Source organism: Paracoccus angustae, from assembly GCF_042648745.1.
In the GTDB taxonomy this organism is placed as follows: domain Bacteria; phylum Pseudomonadota; class Alphaproteobacteria; order Rhodobacterales; family Rhodobacteraceae; genus Paracoccus; species Paracoccus angustae.
This window is the reverse complement of sequence record NZ_JBHRXY010000009.1, coordinates 46,509-63,055: the sequence shown is the minus strand read 5'-3', so window position 1 is coordinate 63,055 and position 16,547 is coordinate 46,509. Positions and strand designations below refer to the sequence as shown.

Annotated in this window: 12 protein-coding genes; 2 read left to right on the top strand and 10 right to left on the bottom strand. The window is 69.1% G+C overall.

Annotated features, from left to right (window positions below; genetic code table 11):
* Positions 1–197: 197 nt before the first annotated feature.
* Positions 198–2,351, top strand: a complete 2,154-nt coding sequence (locus ACFOM8_RS12545; protein ID WP_377761808.1) for a TonB-dependent siderophore receptor — start codon at positions 198–200, stop codon at positions 2,349–2,351.
* A 3-nt stretch (positions 2,352–2,354) separates the two neighbouring features.
* Here the strand turns inward: ACFOM8_RS12545 and ACFOM8_RS12540 are convergent, their stop codons facing one another.
* Positions 2,355–3,248, bottom strand: coding sequence for a helix-turn-helix domain-containing protein (locus ACFOM8_RS12540; protein WP_377761806.1), 894 nt, complete (start codon positions 3,246–3,248; stop codon positions 2,355–2,357).
* A 75-nt stretch (positions 3,249–3,323) separates the two neighbouring features.
* Between ACFOM8_RS12540 and ACFOM8_RS12535 the strand changes: the two genes are divergently transcribed.
* Positions 3,324–4,295, top strand: coding sequence for a siderophore-interacting protein (locus ACFOM8_RS12535; RefSeq protein ID WP_377761804.1), 972 nt, complete (start codon positions 3,324–3,326; stop codon positions 4,293–4,295).
* A 31-nt stretch (positions 4,296–4,326) separates the two neighbouring features.
* On the opposite strand, the gene ACFOM8_RS12530 is transcribed toward ACFOM8_RS12535, so the two are convergent.
* The 9 genes from ACFOM8_RS12530 to ACFOM8_RS12490 form a co-directional block, all read right to left on the bottom strand.
* Complete coding sequence (locus ACFOM8_RS12530) at positions 4,327–4,824, bottom strand: VPLPA-CTERM sorting domain-containing protein (protein WP_377761802.1); 498 nt, start codon at positions 4,822–4,824, stop codon at positions 4,327–4,329.
* A 208-nt stretch (positions 4,825–5,032) separates the two neighbouring features.
* On the bottom strand, positions 5,033–6,733 hold the full coding sequence (locus ACFOM8_RS12525; RefSeq protein WP_377761800.1) for an ABC transporter ATP-binding protein: 1,701 nt from the start codon (positions 6,731–6,733) through the stop codon (positions 5,033–5,035).
* Positions 6,734–6,743: 10 nt separating this feature from the next.
* The gene (locus ACFOM8_RS12520) at positions 6,744–7,514 is read right to left on the bottom strand and encodes an ABC transporter ATP-binding protein (RefSeq protein ID WP_377761798.1); all 771 of its coding nucleotides are present in this window, start codon (positions 7,512–7,514) and stop codon (positions 6,744–6,746) included.
* Positions 7,511–9,472, bottom strand: coding sequence for a Fe(3+)-hydroxamate ABC transporter permease FhuB (gene fhuB, locus ACFOM8_RS12515; protein WP_377761796.1), 1,962 nt, complete (start codon positions 9,470–9,472; stop codon positions 7,511–7,513). The genes ACFOM8_RS12520 and fhuB overlap by 4 nt, the downstream gene beginning before the upstream one ends.
* Positions 9,469–10,401, bottom strand: coding sequence for an ABC transporter substrate-binding protein (locus ACFOM8_RS12510; RefSeq protein ID WP_377761794.1), 933 nt, complete (start codon positions 10,399–10,401; stop codon positions 9,469–9,471). Before ACFOM8_RS12510 ends, fhuB begins: the two co-directional genes overlap by 4 nt.
* On the bottom strand, positions 10,395–12,509 hold the full coding sequence (locus tag ACFOM8_RS12505; RefSeq protein WP_377761792.1) for a TonB-dependent siderophore receptor: 2,115 nt from the start codon (positions 12,507–12,509) through the stop codon (positions 10,395–10,397). The genes ACFOM8_RS12510 and ACFOM8_RS12505 overlap by 7 nt, the downstream gene beginning before the upstream one ends.
* 121 nt (positions 12,510–12,630) lie before the next feature.
* Positions 12,631–13,926 carry a glycolate oxidase subunit GlcF gene (glcF, locus tag ACFOM8_RS12500; protein WP_377761790.1) on the bottom strand — a complete coding sequence of 432 codons (1,296 nt, stop codon included), beginning with the start codon at positions 13,924–13,926 and terminating at the stop codon, positions 12,631–12,633.
* Position 13,927: 1 nt separating this feature from the next.
* On the bottom strand, positions 13,928–15,004 hold the full coding sequence (locus ACFOM8_RS12495) for an FAD-binding protein (RefSeq protein ID WP_377761928.1): 1,077 nt from the start codon (positions 15,002–15,004) through the stop codon (positions 13,928–13,930).
* A 14-nt stretch (positions 15,005–15,018) separates the two neighbouring features.
* Complete coding sequence (locus ACFOM8_RS12490) at positions 15,019–16,461, bottom strand: FAD-linked oxidase C-terminal domain-containing protein (protein WP_377761926.1); 1,443 nt, start codon at positions 16,459–16,461, stop codon at positions 15,019–15,021.
* Positions 16,462–16,547: the final 86 nt, after the last annotated feature.

Sequence of the window (16,547 nt, the reverse complement as noted above, 5' to 3'; positions counted from 1 at the left end):
GACAAAAAAAGTGGGATTCTACAAGACAGCTTCGGTCCGGCGGTCCTACAAGCCGCGCCAGCATGATCGCCGCGCCGTTTCCGCCCCCGACCGGGCGCGGAGGGCACAAGGTCATTCCACAGGCCAGCCAGCCGCGGACCCTCTCTGATCCGGCGGCAGCCAGCGGCAACGACAACACCCATGCGGGACTTTGATCCATGGCACATGACATTTCGTGCGGCACGCGCCGCACCCTGACGGCCCTGCTGCTGGGCTGCACGGCGCTGATCGCGACCCAGGCCCTGGCCCAGGACGCCGGAACCGGGTCCGAGGAATCCCCTTATCGCCTGTCGCCGATCCTGATCAACGCGGACGGCCAGGCCGACGACGACGCGAATTCCATCGTCGCCCAGGAACTGTGGACCGGCGGCAAGGTGGCGACCAGCATCCTGGACACTCCGGCCTCGGTGTCCGTGGTCACCGAAAAGGAGGTCCGCGACCGCGACGCGGACACGCTGGAGGAGGTGCTGAACTATTCGGCGGGCATCCACACCGACTATTACGGCACCGACGACCGCAACGAGTATTTCCTGGTGCGCGGCTTTCAGGCGACGACCTATCGCGACGGGCTGACGCTGGGCTCCATGCGCAGCGCGCGCGAGGAACCCTATGCCTTCGAACGGACCGAGGTGATCCGGGGCGGCAACTCGACCCTGTTCGGCACCTCGGATCCGGGCGGCACGATCAACTTCGTGACCAAGCAGCCGCGCTTCGAGCGGTTCGGAGAGGTTTACGGGTCCGTGGGATCGCCGCGCAATGCGGAATACGGCTTCGACGCGGGCGACGTGCTGAACGCCGAAGGCACGCTGGCCTATCGCCTGACCGGCAAGGTCCAGGACGGGGAACGGGACTACGACAACTCCCGCAACGATTCGCGTTTCCTGATGGGCGGCCTGTCCTGGCAGCCCACCGACGCCACCAAGCTGAGCGTGGTCGCGGATTACCTGAAACGCGAAAACACCCCCAACAGCGGCGGCTATCCGACCGACCGCGAATACGACCGCGACGAATTCTTCGGCGAGCCCGGCTTCAATGACCAGAACGTCGAGCGCGCCAGCATCACCGGCCTGCTGGAACACGACTTCGACAACGGCCTGAACCTGCGCGCGAACCTGCGCTACAGCGACCTGAAAAGCGATTTCGGCTATGTCTATCTGCTTGACAGCCTGCGGACCGGCAACCTCGTCGAACGCGCCTATTTCGGCGGCGAAAACACGGCCGAGGAACTGATCGGCAACGTCATCCTGCAATACGACCGCAGCTTCGAGCGGTTCGACAGCAGCACCCTTGCCGGGCTGGAATTCCGCGACGCCTCGACCAGCGGCGCGCCGTTCTATTACGGCCCCGTTTTCGACGAGGAAGGCAATCTCGTCGGCCGGGCGATCGATCCGATCGACGTGGCCGATCCCGTTTATGCCGGCGCGCCCACCGTTCTGACCCCTTACGAACTGCGCGACAACGATTACAGCACGCAATCGCTGTTCGTGCAGCAGAACCTGTCCTTTGACGACCGCTTCATTGCGACCGTAGGCCTGCGCCACGACTGGCTGGACATCGACGAAACCCTGAACGGCGTCCGTTCGGCCAGCGATTTCTCGGAAACCTCGATCCGCGGCGCGCTGACCTACAAGATCACGCCCGAGGTCTCGACTTACGTCAGCTATGTCGAATCCGTCGCGCCTCCGGTCATCGGCGTCGAACCGGAACGGGGCGAGCAATACGAGCTGGGCGTCAAGTATCAGCCCGCCGGGACGACCGCGCTGATCTCGGCCTCGGTTTATGACCTGACCAAGAACAACGTCACCGTGGCCGTGGTGCAGGACGACGGCAACATCACCCGCGAACTGGTGGGCGAACAGCGGGTGCGCGGGATCGACCTGGAAGGCAAGGCCGAGCTTGCGAACAATCTCGACGTGATCGCCTCCTATTCCTACATGAAGTCCGAGGTCGTGCGGTCCGGCCCGATCCGGGGCGCGGAGGTGGAGGGCAACGAGTTCTCAGAGGTGCCCCGGCACCTGGCGTCGCTGTGGGTGAACTATACCCTGCCGGGCAACGACACGCGCGGCGACATGACCTTTGGCCTGGGCGCGCGCTATGTCGGATCGTATTACTTCGCGATCTCGAACGACACGGGCAAGGCCGAATCGTCGGTCACGCTGGACGCGGCGTTCAATTACCGGGTGCAGGACAACACGACCCTGGCCGTGAATGTCACCAACCTGCTCGACGACCAGCATGTGGTCGGGCGCGGCACCGCGGATTACTACAATCCGGGCCGAGAGGTTGCCGTGACCCTGCGCCACACCTGGTAAGGGTCAGCCCGCCGCCTGCATCCGCCGCCAGGCCGCGGGCGTTTCGCCCGTGATCTGGCGGAACACCCGCGTCAGGTGCGCCTGGTCGGAAAAGCCAAGCTGCGCCGCGACATCGGCCACGGTCAGCGCGCTTTCGGCCAGCATGCGCTGCGCCCGCGCGATCCGCTGGGCCAGCTGCCATTGCAAGGGCGTCTGGCCGGTCGTCTGCTTGAAGACCGCCGCGAACCAGCTTTCCGACAGCCCCACCGTCGCGGCCATGTCCGCCACGGTCATGCGCCGGTCGGCGCGCGCCTTCAGCGCCGCCGTCAGCCGGCGCATCTGCGCGGGCGTCAGCCCGCCCGAGACCCGGTCGCCGCCGCCGGCGGGAATGTCCAGCAGCCCCGTGGCGATGCTGCCGATCAGGCTTTCGGCAAAGAGCGGGTGACGGCCGGGCCGCGACAGCTCGTCCGCCAGCAGCCCGGCCAGCGTGGCCAGGGCCGGGGCGTCCTGCACCTCGACCGGGCGGCGCAGGGCGGACAGCGCGTCCGACGCGCCCAGCGGCGGCGACAGGAACCGCAGCAGCCGGTCGCGGTGGATGTGCAGGTCGAGATGCGCGAATCGATGGCCCCCCGTGAAGCGGGACCACAACGGCACGCCCGCCGGGACATAGATCGCCCGCATCATCGGCCGCCCCCCGGCCGCAATGGCGTTGTCGCGGTTCGACACCAGGATATGGGACGACACGTCATTCAGGAACAGCACGATGCGCGGGTCGGGCGACAGATAATAGCCCTTGGCGCCCGCCTGTCCTTCGGCCTGCCAGAAGACGCCGACCATGCCGTCCAGACCGCGCCAGCGGACCGGAACGGTGGCCCGGATCCCTTCGGTCCGGCAGGTCATCCTGTGCAGATAGCTCATGCGCGCGGACAGTTTCGTATTGTTGACTGAATTGGTTCAGTATAAGAAAACCGCACACATGGAAAGGCCCGCGTCATGTCGCTTCTGCGCAGCCACCGCAATTCCGGCACCATTCCGCGCACCTCGGGCGCGGCGGCCGCGGCCTTGAAGGCCCGCGCCGCCGCCTGGGAGGTGCCCCTTGTGGAAACGCCCGAGGCGCTGAGCCTGTTCGTCTGGGGCTGCGAGTTGCGGCTGGTGCCGGGCGGCGACGACATGCGCGTCGAACTGTCGGCCCCCGAGGCGCGGCTGATCGGCACTCTTCAGGACAGCGCGACCGAACTGTTCGCCGAAGCCGGGCTGGAGATCGCCTGGGACCGCGTCGATGCGGGGGCGCTTGCTCCGGGCTTGTCGCTGATGCGCGTCCGGTCGGTGACGCAACGCTCGCCGGGGTTCGTCCGGGTGCGGCTGTCGGGGCCGGACGCGGCGCGATTCGCGACGGGCAGCCTGCATTTCCGCCTGCTTCTGCCGCCCCAGGGCCGTGCGGCGGTGTGGCCGCGAATCGGCGTCTCGGGGCGGACGGAATGGCCCGAAGGCGCGGACGCCCTGCACCGGCCGGTCTACACCGTGGCCGACCAGGGAAACGACTGGCTGGATTTCGACATCTTCCGCCATGCGGGCAGCCCGACCTGCGATTGGGCCTTGTCCGGGCCCGAAGGCGCCGAAGTGGGCATTGTCGGGCCGGGGGGCGGCTGGTGCCCCGAAGCGGATCGCCTGCACCTGTTCGGGGACGAGACCGCGCTGCCCGCCATCGCCCGGATGCTGGATCTGGCGGAGGGCGAGGTGACGGCCCATGTCCGCGCCTGTTATTCCGACTTGGGACCGATGGCGGCCGATCCGCGCGTGACCCGCTGCGACGACATGCTGGCGGCTCTGGCGGCGGCGGATCTGGGGCCCGGCGCCTTTGTCTGGTTCGCCGCCGAGGCGGGGCAGGCGCGCCAGGCGCGCCAGCATCTTCTGGCGCGGGGGATGGACCGCAAGGCCTTCACCGCCGCCGCGTACTGGGGCTGAAGGCGGGGCCGGGCCCCGCCTGCGCCTTTCTTCAGGCGTCCTTGCGCCGGCGCGCGACCAGGCCCGCAGCGCCCATCGCCGCCGCCAGCAGCGGCAGGGTCGCGGGCAGCGGCACCGGCGCGGGGGCCGGGCTGTCCTCGACGTTCAGGCTCATCGTCACCGGGCCGCCCAGGGCCCAGATGCCGGCGATGAAGTCAATGCCCAGGGCCAGATAGCCCAGATCGACCGAGCTGTCCTTCATCACGTCCCATTTGACGCCGCCGCCCAGCGTGCCGAGCAGATCGTCCAGCCCGTCGTTCACCTCGGCAAAGACATAGGCCGCCTTGCCCAGGTAGTTCGGGTTGAACCACAGCTTGCCCTTGCCGGTGAAATCCAGCGTATAGTCGCCCGCCTGGTCGATCTCATGGACCAGGGTTCCGGTCTTTCCCCAGGCCACGTCCACGCTGGCCACGGTGGCCGCATCGGCGGCATGGCCGATGCCGAGGCTTGCCGCGGCGGCCAGAAGCGCGGCTTTCAAGGTCGTTGTCATAAACTTCTCCTTCACAAGGCAACATACAGAAAACCCCTTTGCTGCAATCCAGGGGAACGGCACCGCCCGACCGAAGCAGGCAGGCGATGCCACGCAATATCGCATGATTGAACGAACTATTAAGACTTTTTTAAAGTTTTCGTTAACGCCCGCCCGGACCTGGTGGGAATGCGGCGCCCGGCGCGGCGATCCGGCCGGACCGGGCCGTTCAGGCGGCCAGCCGGGCATAGATCCCGCCCCGGGCGATCAGCTCGGCATGGCTGCCGATTTCCGCGATCCGGCCCGCCTGCATGACAACGATGCGGTCGGCGTTGCGGATCGTGCCCAGCCGGTGCGCGATGACCAGCGTGGTGCGGCCGGCGGCCAGGGCGTCCAGCGCCTGCTGGATCTCGCGCTCGGTCTGGCTGTCGAGCGCGCTTGTCGCCTCGTCCAGGATCAGGATCGGGGGGTTCTTCAGAAAGGCCCGGGCGATCGCCACGCGCTGCTTCTGTCCGCCCGACAGCATCACGCCGCGTTCGCCCACGATCGTGTCCAGCCCGTCGGGCAGCCCTTCGATCATCGAGGTCAGCTGCGCCTGCGCGGCGGCCTGGCGGATGTCCTCGTCGGTCGCGCCCAGACGGCCATAGCCGATGTTCTCGCGCAGCGTGCCGCCGAACAGGAACACGTCCTGGCTGACCAGCCCGATCTGGCGGCGCAGGCTGTTCAGCCGCATCGAAGGCAGCGCCAGCCCGTCCACGGTGATCCGGCCCGTTGTCGGTTCGTAAAAGCGCGGCAACAGCGCCAGCAGCGTGGTCTTGCCCGCGCCGGACGGGCCGACAAAGGCCACGGTTTCCCCGGCCCGCACGTGCAGGTCGATGCCGTCCAGGATGGTGCGGCCTTCCTCATAGGCGAAGCCGACGTTTTCAAACACGATGTCGCCGCGCAAGGGGGGCGCTTCGACCGCGTCGGGGGCGTCGGTGATTTCCGGCTCGGTCGCCAGCAGTTCCTGATAACGGCGGAAGCCCGCGATGCCGCGCGGATAGGTCTCGATCACGGCGGCGATCTTTTCCAGCGGGCGATAAAAGACGCCCACCAGCAAAAGAAAGCCCACAAAGCCGCCGGTGGTCAGATCGCCCTCCAGCACGAAGCCCGCGCCGACCACCATCACGATCACCTGCACCAGCCGCAGACCCATGTATTGCAGCGCCGAGGATACCGCCATCACCTTGTAGGCTTCCAGCTTGGTGGTCCGGTAACGCTGGTTGTCATAGCCGAAAAGTTCGGTTTCGTGCGCCTCGTTGCCGAAGGCCTGGACCACGCGGACGCCGCCCAGGGCTTCCTCCAGCCGGACGTTGAAATCGCCCACGCGGGAATAGATGGCGCGCCAGGTCCGCGTCATCCGGCCGCCGTAAAAGATCACGATGCCCAGCATCGCGGGCACGATCAGCGCCACGATCACCGCAAGCCGGGGGTTTACCCAGAACATCAGCGCAAAGGCGCCGGCAAAGGTCATGATGGCGATAAAGGCGTCCTCGGGGCCGTGATGGGCGACCTCTCCGATCTCCTCCAGGTCGCGGGTCACGCGGGCGACCAGCTTGCCGGTGCGCGCGCGGTCGTACCAGCGCCAGGACAGCCGCGTCAGGTGGTCGAAGGCGCGGGCGCGCATGGCGGTCTCGATGTTGATGCCCAGCTTGTGGCCCCAATAGATCACCACCGTCAGCAGGCCCGCGTTGACCGCATACAGCACCAGAAGCCCTGCGGCGGCGGCCACCGTCAGCGTCCAGTTGCCCTGCGGCAGCAGGTGGTCGATAAAGGCGGTGATCGCCAGCGGAAAGGCCAGTTCCAGCAGGCCCGACAGCACCGCGCAGCCGAAATCCAGCCAGAACAGACCCATGAAGGGGCGGTAATAGGAAAAGAACTGGCGCAGCATCGGTTTTCCTTCAGGCGGGGACGGCCACCGGGCTGCCGTCGGCGCGGGTCAGCACCTGCATCGGCAGGCCGTAGATCTGTTCCAGCGCGTGCGGCCGCATCAGGTCGGACGGCCCGCCCTGCAAGGCCAGGCGGCCCCCCTTCAGCGCGACCACGTGGTCGCAGAATCGGGCGGCCATGTTGACCTCGTGCAACACGATCACGGCGCTGCGGCCCGCCTCATGGCACATGCGGCGGACAAGCGCCAGAACCTCGACCTGGTGGGCGATGTCAAGCGCGCTGATCGGCTCGTCCAGCAGCAGGGCGCCCGCCTCCTGCGCGACCATCATCGCCAGCCAGGCCCGCTGGCGTTCGCCGCCCGAAAGGGTATCGACCAGCCGGTCGGCAAAGGGGGACACGCCGCATTCGGCCATGGCGCGGGCGACGGTTGCATGGTCGTGGGGGCCGAAGCGGCCAAGCGCGCCGTGCCAGGGATAGCGGCCAAGCGCCACCAGCTCGCGCACGGTCATCCCTTCGGCGGCCGGGGGATGCTGGGGCAGAAAGGCCAGGCGGCGGGCATAGTCGCGGGGGCGCCAGTCGGAAAGGGCGCGGCCTTCAAAGGCGACATGGCCGCCGTTTGGCGCGATCTGCCGGGCCAGCGCCTTCAGCAGGGTGGACTTGCCCGACCCATTGTGGCCGATCAGCGCGATCATCCGCCCCGCGGGCAGATCCAGCGTCAGGCCGTGCAGCAGGCGCCGGCCCGGCACGTCCACGGTCAGGTCGCTGAGGGAAAACAGGGTCATCGGATGCGTCTCATCATCAGCCAGATCAGCCAGGGGGCGCCGATCAGGGACGCGAACAGGCCCAACGGCAGCTCATAAGGAAAGCCCGCCATGCGCGCGCCGAAATCGGCGGCCAGCATCAGCCCCGCGCCGATCAGCGCCGCGCCGGTGACGTGATCGCCGGGCCGCGCAAGGCCCAGGCGGCGCGCCATGTGCGGGGCCATCAGGCCGACAAAGGACAGCGGGCCGACCAGCACGGTCGCGGCTCCGGTCGCCGTCCCGGCCAGGGCGATCAGCAGCAGCCGCGCCAGCCGCAGCGGCAGGCCCAGGCCGCCCGCGACCTCCGGGCCAAGGGGCAGCACCGCCAGCCAGCGGCGCGCCAGCAGCGCCCCGGTCCACAGCAGCGCCGCGACCGCCGCAAGGGCCAGCGCGCCGGGCATGGTCACGGCGGAGGACGACCCCGACACCCAGGCGAGGATCTGGAAGGACCGCGTGTCGCCCACCGCCATCGCCCCCGACAGCACCGCCGAGGCGAGCGCCGAAACCGCGATCCCCGCCAGCAGCACCCGTTCGGCGGGCATGTCGCGGCGGCTGACAAAGGCGGCGATCAGCACCAGGGCCAGGGCGCCGCCCGCCATGGTGCCCCCCGTCAGCGCCACCGCCGAGGGCGCGGCCAGCAGATAAACCGCGGCCGCATAGCCCATCGCCCCGCCGCCCGAAACGCCCAGCACCTCGGGCGAGGCCAGCGGGTTCGCGGTCAGCCGTTGCAGGATCGCCCCGGCCAGCGCCAGCGCGGCCCCCGCGGCGGCGGCGGCGATCAGGCGCGGCAGGCGCATCGGCAGGAACGCGGCGAAGCTTTGGGCATCCAGCACCGCCCAACCCCCGGGCACGCGGCCGATCCAGACCAGCGCAAGGGCGGCCATGACCAGGGCCAGGGCCAGCCCGGCCAGCAGCGGCGCCGGGCGGTCGCGGCGCGGCGCGGGGCCTTCGGCGCGTTCCGTGCCCGGCGGGGTCGATCCGCGCAGGCGCGGCAAAAGCCAGATCAGCAGCGGCCCGCCGATCAGCCCGGTCAGCGCGCCGGTCGGAAACATCTCGCCCAGGCGGTTCGCCACCAGCAGCACCAGACCGTCGCACAGCGACAGGATCAGCGCGCCGATCACCGGCGACAAGGCCAGCAGGCGGGGGATCGACTGCGCGCCCAAGGTGCGCGCCAGGGCGGGCGCGGCCAGCCCGACAAAGGCGATCAGCCCCAGTTCGGCGGACACGGCGGCGGCCAGGGTCACCGCCACCGCCACCGCCAGCAGCCGCACCCCGGTCACGTTCAGGCCCAGGCCCTGCGCGCCCTCGATCCCCAGCGACAGCACGCGCAGGGGGCGGGCCAGCAAGGCCGCCGCGAAGCCGCCCAAAGCCAGCACCCCCGCCAGCGCGCGCACGCCCGACCAGTCCCCCTGCACCAGCGAGCCGCCGTTCCAGATCACCAGCGACAGCAGATATTGGCCTTGCGCCAGCGTCATGGCCGTGGCGACCGCGCTGGCGGTCATGCCCACCAGCATCCCGGCGATCACCATCGTCACCGGCGCAAAGCCCCGCCGCGCGCCGATCAGCAGCACCAGCCCCGCGGCCAGCCCCGCCCCGGCCCCAGCCACCGGCCAGCGGCCCCCTTCCAGCAGTTCCGGCGCCAGCATGGTGGCCACAACCAGGGCCAGCTGCGCCCCCGCCGAGATCCCCAGCGTGGTCGGATCGGCGACGGGGTTTCTCAGCACCACTTGCAGGATCGCGCCCGACAGGCCCAGCACCGCCCCCGCCAGCAGCGCCACCGCGCCGCGCGGCATCAGGCCGAAGCCCAGCAGGATCTGGGGAATGTCCATCCGCGCCGGGTCCAGCGGCCAGGCGGGCCATTCGGCCAGGGGCAGCAGATGCAGCGCCGCCGCCAGCCACAGGGCGGCGGCCAGCAGGGCAAAGGGCAGCAGGCGGATCATGCGACGGCCTTTGGCCCTGCCTCGAAGGCCTGGGCCAGCAGCGTGGCAAAGCGCAGCGCGGCGGGAACGGCGCCAAAGGCATTGGTGTCGGGCAGCAGATAGCTGCGGTTCTCGGCCACCGGGGGCAGGGCGCGCCACAGGATGCTGCGCCCCAAGGCGCGTTCCGCCGCCGGGGGCAGGGCGCCGATGTTGACCAGCCGGGCATCGGGCATGGCGGCCAGCCGCTCGATCGGAACGGGGGCGAGAAAGCTGAAGGCGGTCGCCTCGGCCCAGGCGTTCCGCAGGCCCAGCCGGTCCAGCGTGCTGCCGAACAGGCTGTCGAAGCCGAAGGCCCGCATGTGCCGCCCGTCGCCGATGTTGACAAGCGCCACGGGCCGGTCGCGGAACGGCGCCAGCCGCGCGGCCAGGCGGTCCAGCCTGTTCCCGGTTTCCGCCGCCGCGCGCGCGCCCGCCGTCGGATCGCCGATGGCGTCCGCAAGCGCCGTCAGGGCGGCCAGCGCCTTGGGCAACGGCGGCTCTCCTGGCACAAAGAAGGGCAGGGACAGGACCGGGGCGATCCCACGCAGCCGATCCTCGTAGCGGGCGTAAAAAGGCGAGGACAGGATCAGATCCGGGCGGACCAGTTGCAGCAGTTCGAAGTTCGGGGCGCCGCGCAGGCCCAGGTCGGTGACATCCGGGGGGATCGCGGGCGTGATCGCATCGGCGCGGAAGCGGACCAGTTCGGCGGCGGCGACGGGCATGTGGCCGATCGCAGCGGCGGTTTCCAGCATCGCCCAGTCGATGGCGGCCAGCCGGGGCGCGGGCTGCCCCGTCGGGGACTGCCGGATCGGGGATGGGGCGGCCCGCAAAGGCAAGCCCGCCGCCAGGAGGGCCCCGGCGGCGGTCAGAAAGGCGCGGCGGTGAGGCGTGAGGGCCTCCGGGCCTACCACTTGTAGGCGACCTTCGCCGTTACGGTCCGGCCTTCGCCATACGAGCAGTACGAGAACCCGCAGGCGCCCACGTAAACCTCGTCGGTGAGGTTGGAAAGGTTCAGCGACGCCTCGACGTTGTCGCGGGTGTAGCTGCCGCCCAGATCGACCAGCGTCACGCTGTCCAGTTCGGCAGAATTGCTGTCATTGATGAAGCGAGTACCGATGTAACGGATGCCGCCACCGATGCGAAGGCCGATGCCGAAGTCACGGTCGATCCACAGGCTGGCAAGGTGGTTCGGCGCATCGGCCAGTTCCTTGCCATCGAAGATCAGCCCAGTACTGGAATCGATCGAGCGGGTAGGATCGTCCTGCTCGGTTTTGTTGTAGGCGTACCCGCCACGCAGCCTCCAGCCCTCGGCCAACTCAGCCGTAGCCTCAAGCTCGACGCCCTGCGACTTCACCTCGTCGATCTGGCGAATGACGCTTCCTGGCTGACCATCCGGGCGTTGAATCGACCGGTTCACGTCCGAAAGGGTCAGGTCATAGACAGATACGGTAATAAGCCCGTTGAATACGCTCGGGCTATACTTGACGCCGACTTCCCACTGCTTCGCTTCGGTTGGCCTGAGGATCTCATTGTTGAGATCGAAACCGGCATTAGGATCGAAGGACGTCGAATAGCTGACATAGGGCGCGACGCCGTTCGCCATGACATAGCCAAGCCCGGCACGCCCGGTCACCTTGTTGTCCTTGTATTCGGACGGGCTGCCGTACCGTTCGCCCGTCTGTTCGACCCAGTCGTAGCGCAGGCCGAGCGAGCCGCGCCAGTTGCCGTACTCGACCTCGTCCTGGGCATAGATGCCGACCTGGCGCAGGGTGGAATCGCCGGCATTGGCGGGGGCGAAGGGGGTCTGGCCGCCCGCGTAATAGTCCGGGTCGGCCAGGTCCAGATTGGCGGCCGTGCCGAACTGGCTGCTTTCGAAGGCGTCATATTTGCGCGCGTCCACCCCGAACAGCAGCGTGTGGACGGCCTGCCCGGTCGTGACCTCGCCCGTCAGGCGGGTGTCGAGGCTGATCGTGTCGCTGTCCTCGCGCTGCTCGCTCGAACCGCGGCTGATGGTGTCGGCGTCGATGACCGTGCTGGCATAGGTGCCGCGATAATCCCAGTCCAGTCCCTCGTAGCGGAAGCCCTGGCTGAGGGTCCAACCGTTCTCCAGCTCGTGGCTGACCTCGACCCCGATCGAATAGGCGGTGCGGTCGCTGTCGTCCCAGTCCTTCTGGCCGGTGTAAAGGTCGCGCAGGTCATCCCCGTCGCCCGACTGCGTCAGCGCGAAGGGCACCCCCGTCGGCGAGATGGGGGCGTCCTTGGTGTAGGTCGCCAGGAAGTCGATGGTGGTCGCCTCGGACGGCGCCCAGCGGACGGCGCCCGCCAGATAGCCGCCCTTGTTGGTCAGGTCGTCGATCTGGGTGCTTTCGTCGCGGCCGATGCCGGTGACGCGGAAGGACAGATCCTCGGACGGCGCGCGGTTCACGTCGAAGAACAGGCTGGGGCTGTCGTTGCTGTCATAGCCCAGGCCGACCTCTCCGAAGTCGAAGGACCGGGCGCGCTTCTGCACCATGTTGATGACGCCCAGGGGCGAGCCCGCGCCGTACAGCGACGAGGACGGACCGCGCAGCACCTCGATCTGCTGGAGGCCGTAGATTTCCTGGCTGATCGCGCCGAAATAGCGGCCCTGGCGCAGGCCGTTCACGTATTGGGCGTTGTCGGCGCGGAAGCCGCGGATATAGGGCGTGTCGAAGCGCGGGTCGATGCCGAACGGTTCGGCCAGGACACCGGCGGTATAGCCAAGCGCCTGCCCCAGGTTCTGCGCCCCCTGCTGGTCGATCTGGTCCTCGGTCACGACCGAGACCGATTGCTGCGATTCGGCGATGGGGGTCGAGGATTTGGTGGTCTGCGCGCCGCTGGCGACATAGCCCAACACGTCGTCGGCGGTCAGGGTGATGTCGCCCAGCACGAAGACCGAGTCGTCGGCGCCGGTCGTGGCGGCATCCTGCGCGGCGGCGGCACAAGCCATGGCCAGCGCGCTGACGCTGGCCAGAAACAGGGAACGGGGCAAGAGGGACATGGGGGGCACCTGTCGAAGGGTCACGGGCATCTGAGATTTCCCGTGAGCCTTTACCTTCGCCCGTTAGCGCGTCAACAATTTCCGACAGAAATGCTGCGACATTAACCTTTGTGTGGCATTTTCACGCCACGTCCCGCAGCGCGGGGGGTTTCGGCCCCCCGGTGGCCCAGTCCAGCAGTTCGGCGGTGTGGACGACCGGCACGCCGGTGCCCGATCCGATCTGCATCATGCAGCCGATATTGCCCGCGCTGATCACCTGGGGGCGGGTGGCCTCGAGCGTGGCGACCTTTCGGGCCTTCAGTTCGGCGCTGATGGCGGGCTGCATCAGGTTGTAGGTGCCCGCCGATCCGCAGCAGATGTGGCTGTCCTTGGGTTCCAGCACGGTGAAGCCCGCATCCGCCAGCAATTCCTTGGGGGTGGCCTTGATCCCCTGGCCGTGCTGCAAGGAGCAGGCGGCGTGATAGCCGACGCGCAGCGGCGGGGCGTGGGTGGCGTCGCGCAGCCCCAGGTCGGCCATCACCTCGGCGATGTCCTTGGCAAGACGCGCCACGCGGGCGGCGTCGGCCTCCAGCGCGCCGCCCGCGAACATGTGGCCATAGTCCTTGACCGTGGTGCCGCAGCCCGAGGTGTTGATGACAAGGGCGTCCAGGCCCGCGCCGTCGATTTCCGCCGTCAAGGCGCGGATGTTGGCGGCGGCCATGGCGTGGCTTTCGCCGGTGCGGCCCATGTGGTGGGTCAGCGCGCCGCAACAGCCAAGCCCGCGCGGGATCACCACCTCGCAGCCGTGGCGGCGCAGCAGGCGGATGGTGGCGTCGTTGATGTCGGTGTTCAGCGCCCGCTGCGCGCAGCCCGTCAGCAGCGCCACGCGCTTGCGGCGCTGTCCCTGGGCGGGAAACACCTGCGGGCGGTCGTTGAGGCTGGGCGGCGGGATGTCGCGCGGGGCCATGTCCAGCATGGCCCGCAACCGGGGGTCCGGCATCAGGCGCCGGAACAGGCGGCCCAGCCGAGCCCCCCGCAGCGCCAGCCGGAAGCGGCCCGGATAGGGCAGGATCTTGGCCAGCACCCACCGCAGCAGGCGGTCGGGCAGGGGACGGCGATAGTTCGCCTCGATGTATTCGCGCGCGTGATCGACCAGGTGCATGTAGTGGACGCCCGAAGGGCAGGTGGTCATGCAGGACAGGCAGGACAGGCAGCGGTCGATGTGCTGGACCGTTTTCGCATCCGGCACCCGGGCGTTTTCCAGCATGTCCTTGATCAGGTAGATGCGTCCGCGCGGGCTGTCGAGTTCATCGCCCAGCACCTTGTAGGTGGGGCAGGTGGCGGTGCAGAAGCCGCAATGGACGCAGGTGCGCAGGATCTCGTTCGAACGCGCGGTCAGCGGGTCGGCCAGTTGTTCGGCGGTGAAGGTGGTCTGCATCTTACGCGTCCATCAGGCCGGGGTTGAGGATGCCCGCCGGGTCGAAGCTGCGGCGCAGTCCTTCGTTCAGGCGCGCCACGGCGGGGGCCAGCGGCGGAAAGGCCGGGCCGGTCGCGCCGTCGCGGCGGATCAGCGTGGCATGGGGGGCAAGGGCGCGCGGATGGCCGGGGCCGCGATACCAGACCAGCCCAGCCCCCCAGTCCAGCGAGCAATCCCCGCCCATCGCCCGCAGCTTCGCGCAGATGCCGGGCGCGTCGGTCGGCTTGCACAGGATCCGCCACAGCGGCCCGCCGCCCGCGAAATGCGCCACGTCGCGGATCGCGTCCCACGGAGCGTCGTCCGTGACCTGCGGGCGCCATTCCGCCAGCAGCGCCAGCAGCCGGTCGCGGCGATAGGCAAGCTGCGTTTCCAGCCCCTCGATCCGCAGGTATGCCGTGCCGCCGACATGGGCCGCGCCCGACACCTCGAACGGCGTGGAGAGCGCCGCGGTGAAGATGCGCAGGGCCGTTTCCTCGGTGACGCCGGGAAAGGCCAGGGTGCAACGGGCGGGAGCCAAGGGCAGGGTCTTCAGCACCACCTCGGTCAGGATGCCCAGGGTGCCGTGGGAACCGGCCAGCAGCTTGGACAGGTCCAGGCCGGTGACGTTCTTCATCACCCGCCCGCCGTTCTTCAGCACGCGGCCCCGGCCATCGACAAAGCGCACGCCCAGCAGGTGATCGCGGCAGGCACCCGCAGCCAAGCGGCGCGGACCCGAGGCATTGGCGGCGACCACGCCGCCCAGGGTGGGCGTGCCGTTGCCGCCCCCGACGCCGCGCATGTCGGGCGGCTCGAAGGCCAGGGCCTGGCCTTCGGCGGCCAGCATCTGCTGGATTTCGGGCAAGGGCGTGCCGGGGCGGGCGATCAGCGTCATCTCGCCGGGGGAATAGGTGACGACGCCGGACAGCCGCGACAGCGACAGCGTTTCGCCGGAAGCGCGGTTTTCCACCCGCGTGCCGCCGCCCGCGATGCGCAGGGGCGCGCGGCGGGCGTGGCAATCGGCCACGATGTCCGCGACTTCGGCTTCGGTCGAGGGGGCCAGATCCAGGGCGACGCTCATTCCGCCGCCCTCGCGCGATGCGCGGCGCTGGCCTCCAGCGGAAAGACCTTGGCGGGGTTCAAAAGCCAGCCGGGGTCGAACACGTCCTTCACCTGCATCTGGATCGCCAGATCGTCGGGGGCGTACTGGCTGCCCATCAGGTCGCGCTTTTCCACGCCCACGCCGTGTTCGCCGGTCAGGCAGCCGCCGACCTCGACGCAGAGGCGCAGGATGTCGAAGCCGAAGGCCTCGGCCCGGGCCAGATCGCCCGGCTTGTTGGCGTCGAACAGGATCAAGGGGTGCATGTTGCCGTCGCCCGCGTGAAAGACGTTGGCGACCTCCAGCCCGTGCTGGCGCGACAGCTCGCCGATCCGGCGCAGGGTATAAGGCAGCCGTCCCACCGGCACGGTGCCGTCCAGGCAGATGTAGTCGCCCAGCCGGCCCATGGCGCCGAAGGCCGACTTGCGGCCCTTCCAGATCGCCAGCGCCTCGTCGGCATTGCGGCTTTCGCGGAACTCGACGGGGTTCAGGGCGTCGGCGATGGCGCGGATGCGGGCGATCTGGTCGTCGATCTCGGCGCGCGATCCCTCGACCTCGACGATCAGCACGGCGGGGCAGTCGGGGTATCCCGCCTTGGCAAAGGCCTCGACCGCGCGCAGACAGGGTTCGTCCATGTATTCGATGGCGACCGGCAAGACGCCCGACCGGATGATGTTGGCCACACATTCCCCCGCGACCTCGGGGCTGTCGAACCCGATCAGCACCGGCCGCGCGCCTTCGGGGCGGGGCAGGATGCGCAGGGTGGCTTCGGTCACGACGCCAAGCTGGCCTTCGGACCCGCACAGCACGCCCAGCAGGTCCAGCCCCATCGGGCCAAGCTCCGGGCCGCCCAGTTCCACGACCTCGCCCGTGGTCAGCACCACCGTCGCGCCCAGCAGGTTGTTGGTCGTGACGCCGTATTTCAGGCAATGCGCCCCGCCCGAGTTCATGGCGATGTTGCCCGCGATGGTGCAGGCCAGTTGCGAGGACGGGTCGGGCGCGTAGAAAAAGCCGAAAAGCTCCAGCTCGGCGCTGACCGATAGGTTGGTGACGCCGGTCTGCACGCGGATGAAGCGGTTTTCGGTGTCGATCTCCAGCACCTCGCGCAGGCGCATGGTGCCCAGGATCACGCTGTCCGCCGTGGGCAGCGCGCCGCCCGCCAGCGACGTGCCCGCCCCGCGCGGCACCACCGGAACGCCCATCCGGCCGCACACGCCCATCACCGCCGCGACCTCGGCGGTCGTGCGGGGCAGAACCACGGCCAGGGGCGGGCAGCGATAGGCGGTCAGCGCGTCGCATTCATAGGCGCGGGTTTCCTGCGGGTCGTCGATCACGGCATCGGGCGGCAGCACGGCGCGCAGGGCGGCGACGATCTGCGGGCCGCGGGCGATGATCCCGGGATCGGGCGTCGGCATGGCGATGGACATGGCTGTGCCTTTCTGTTCCGACGTTGGTAAAATAAATTGACCAAGCCTGTCAATTGCGATGAGATGGCGGCAAGGATAAG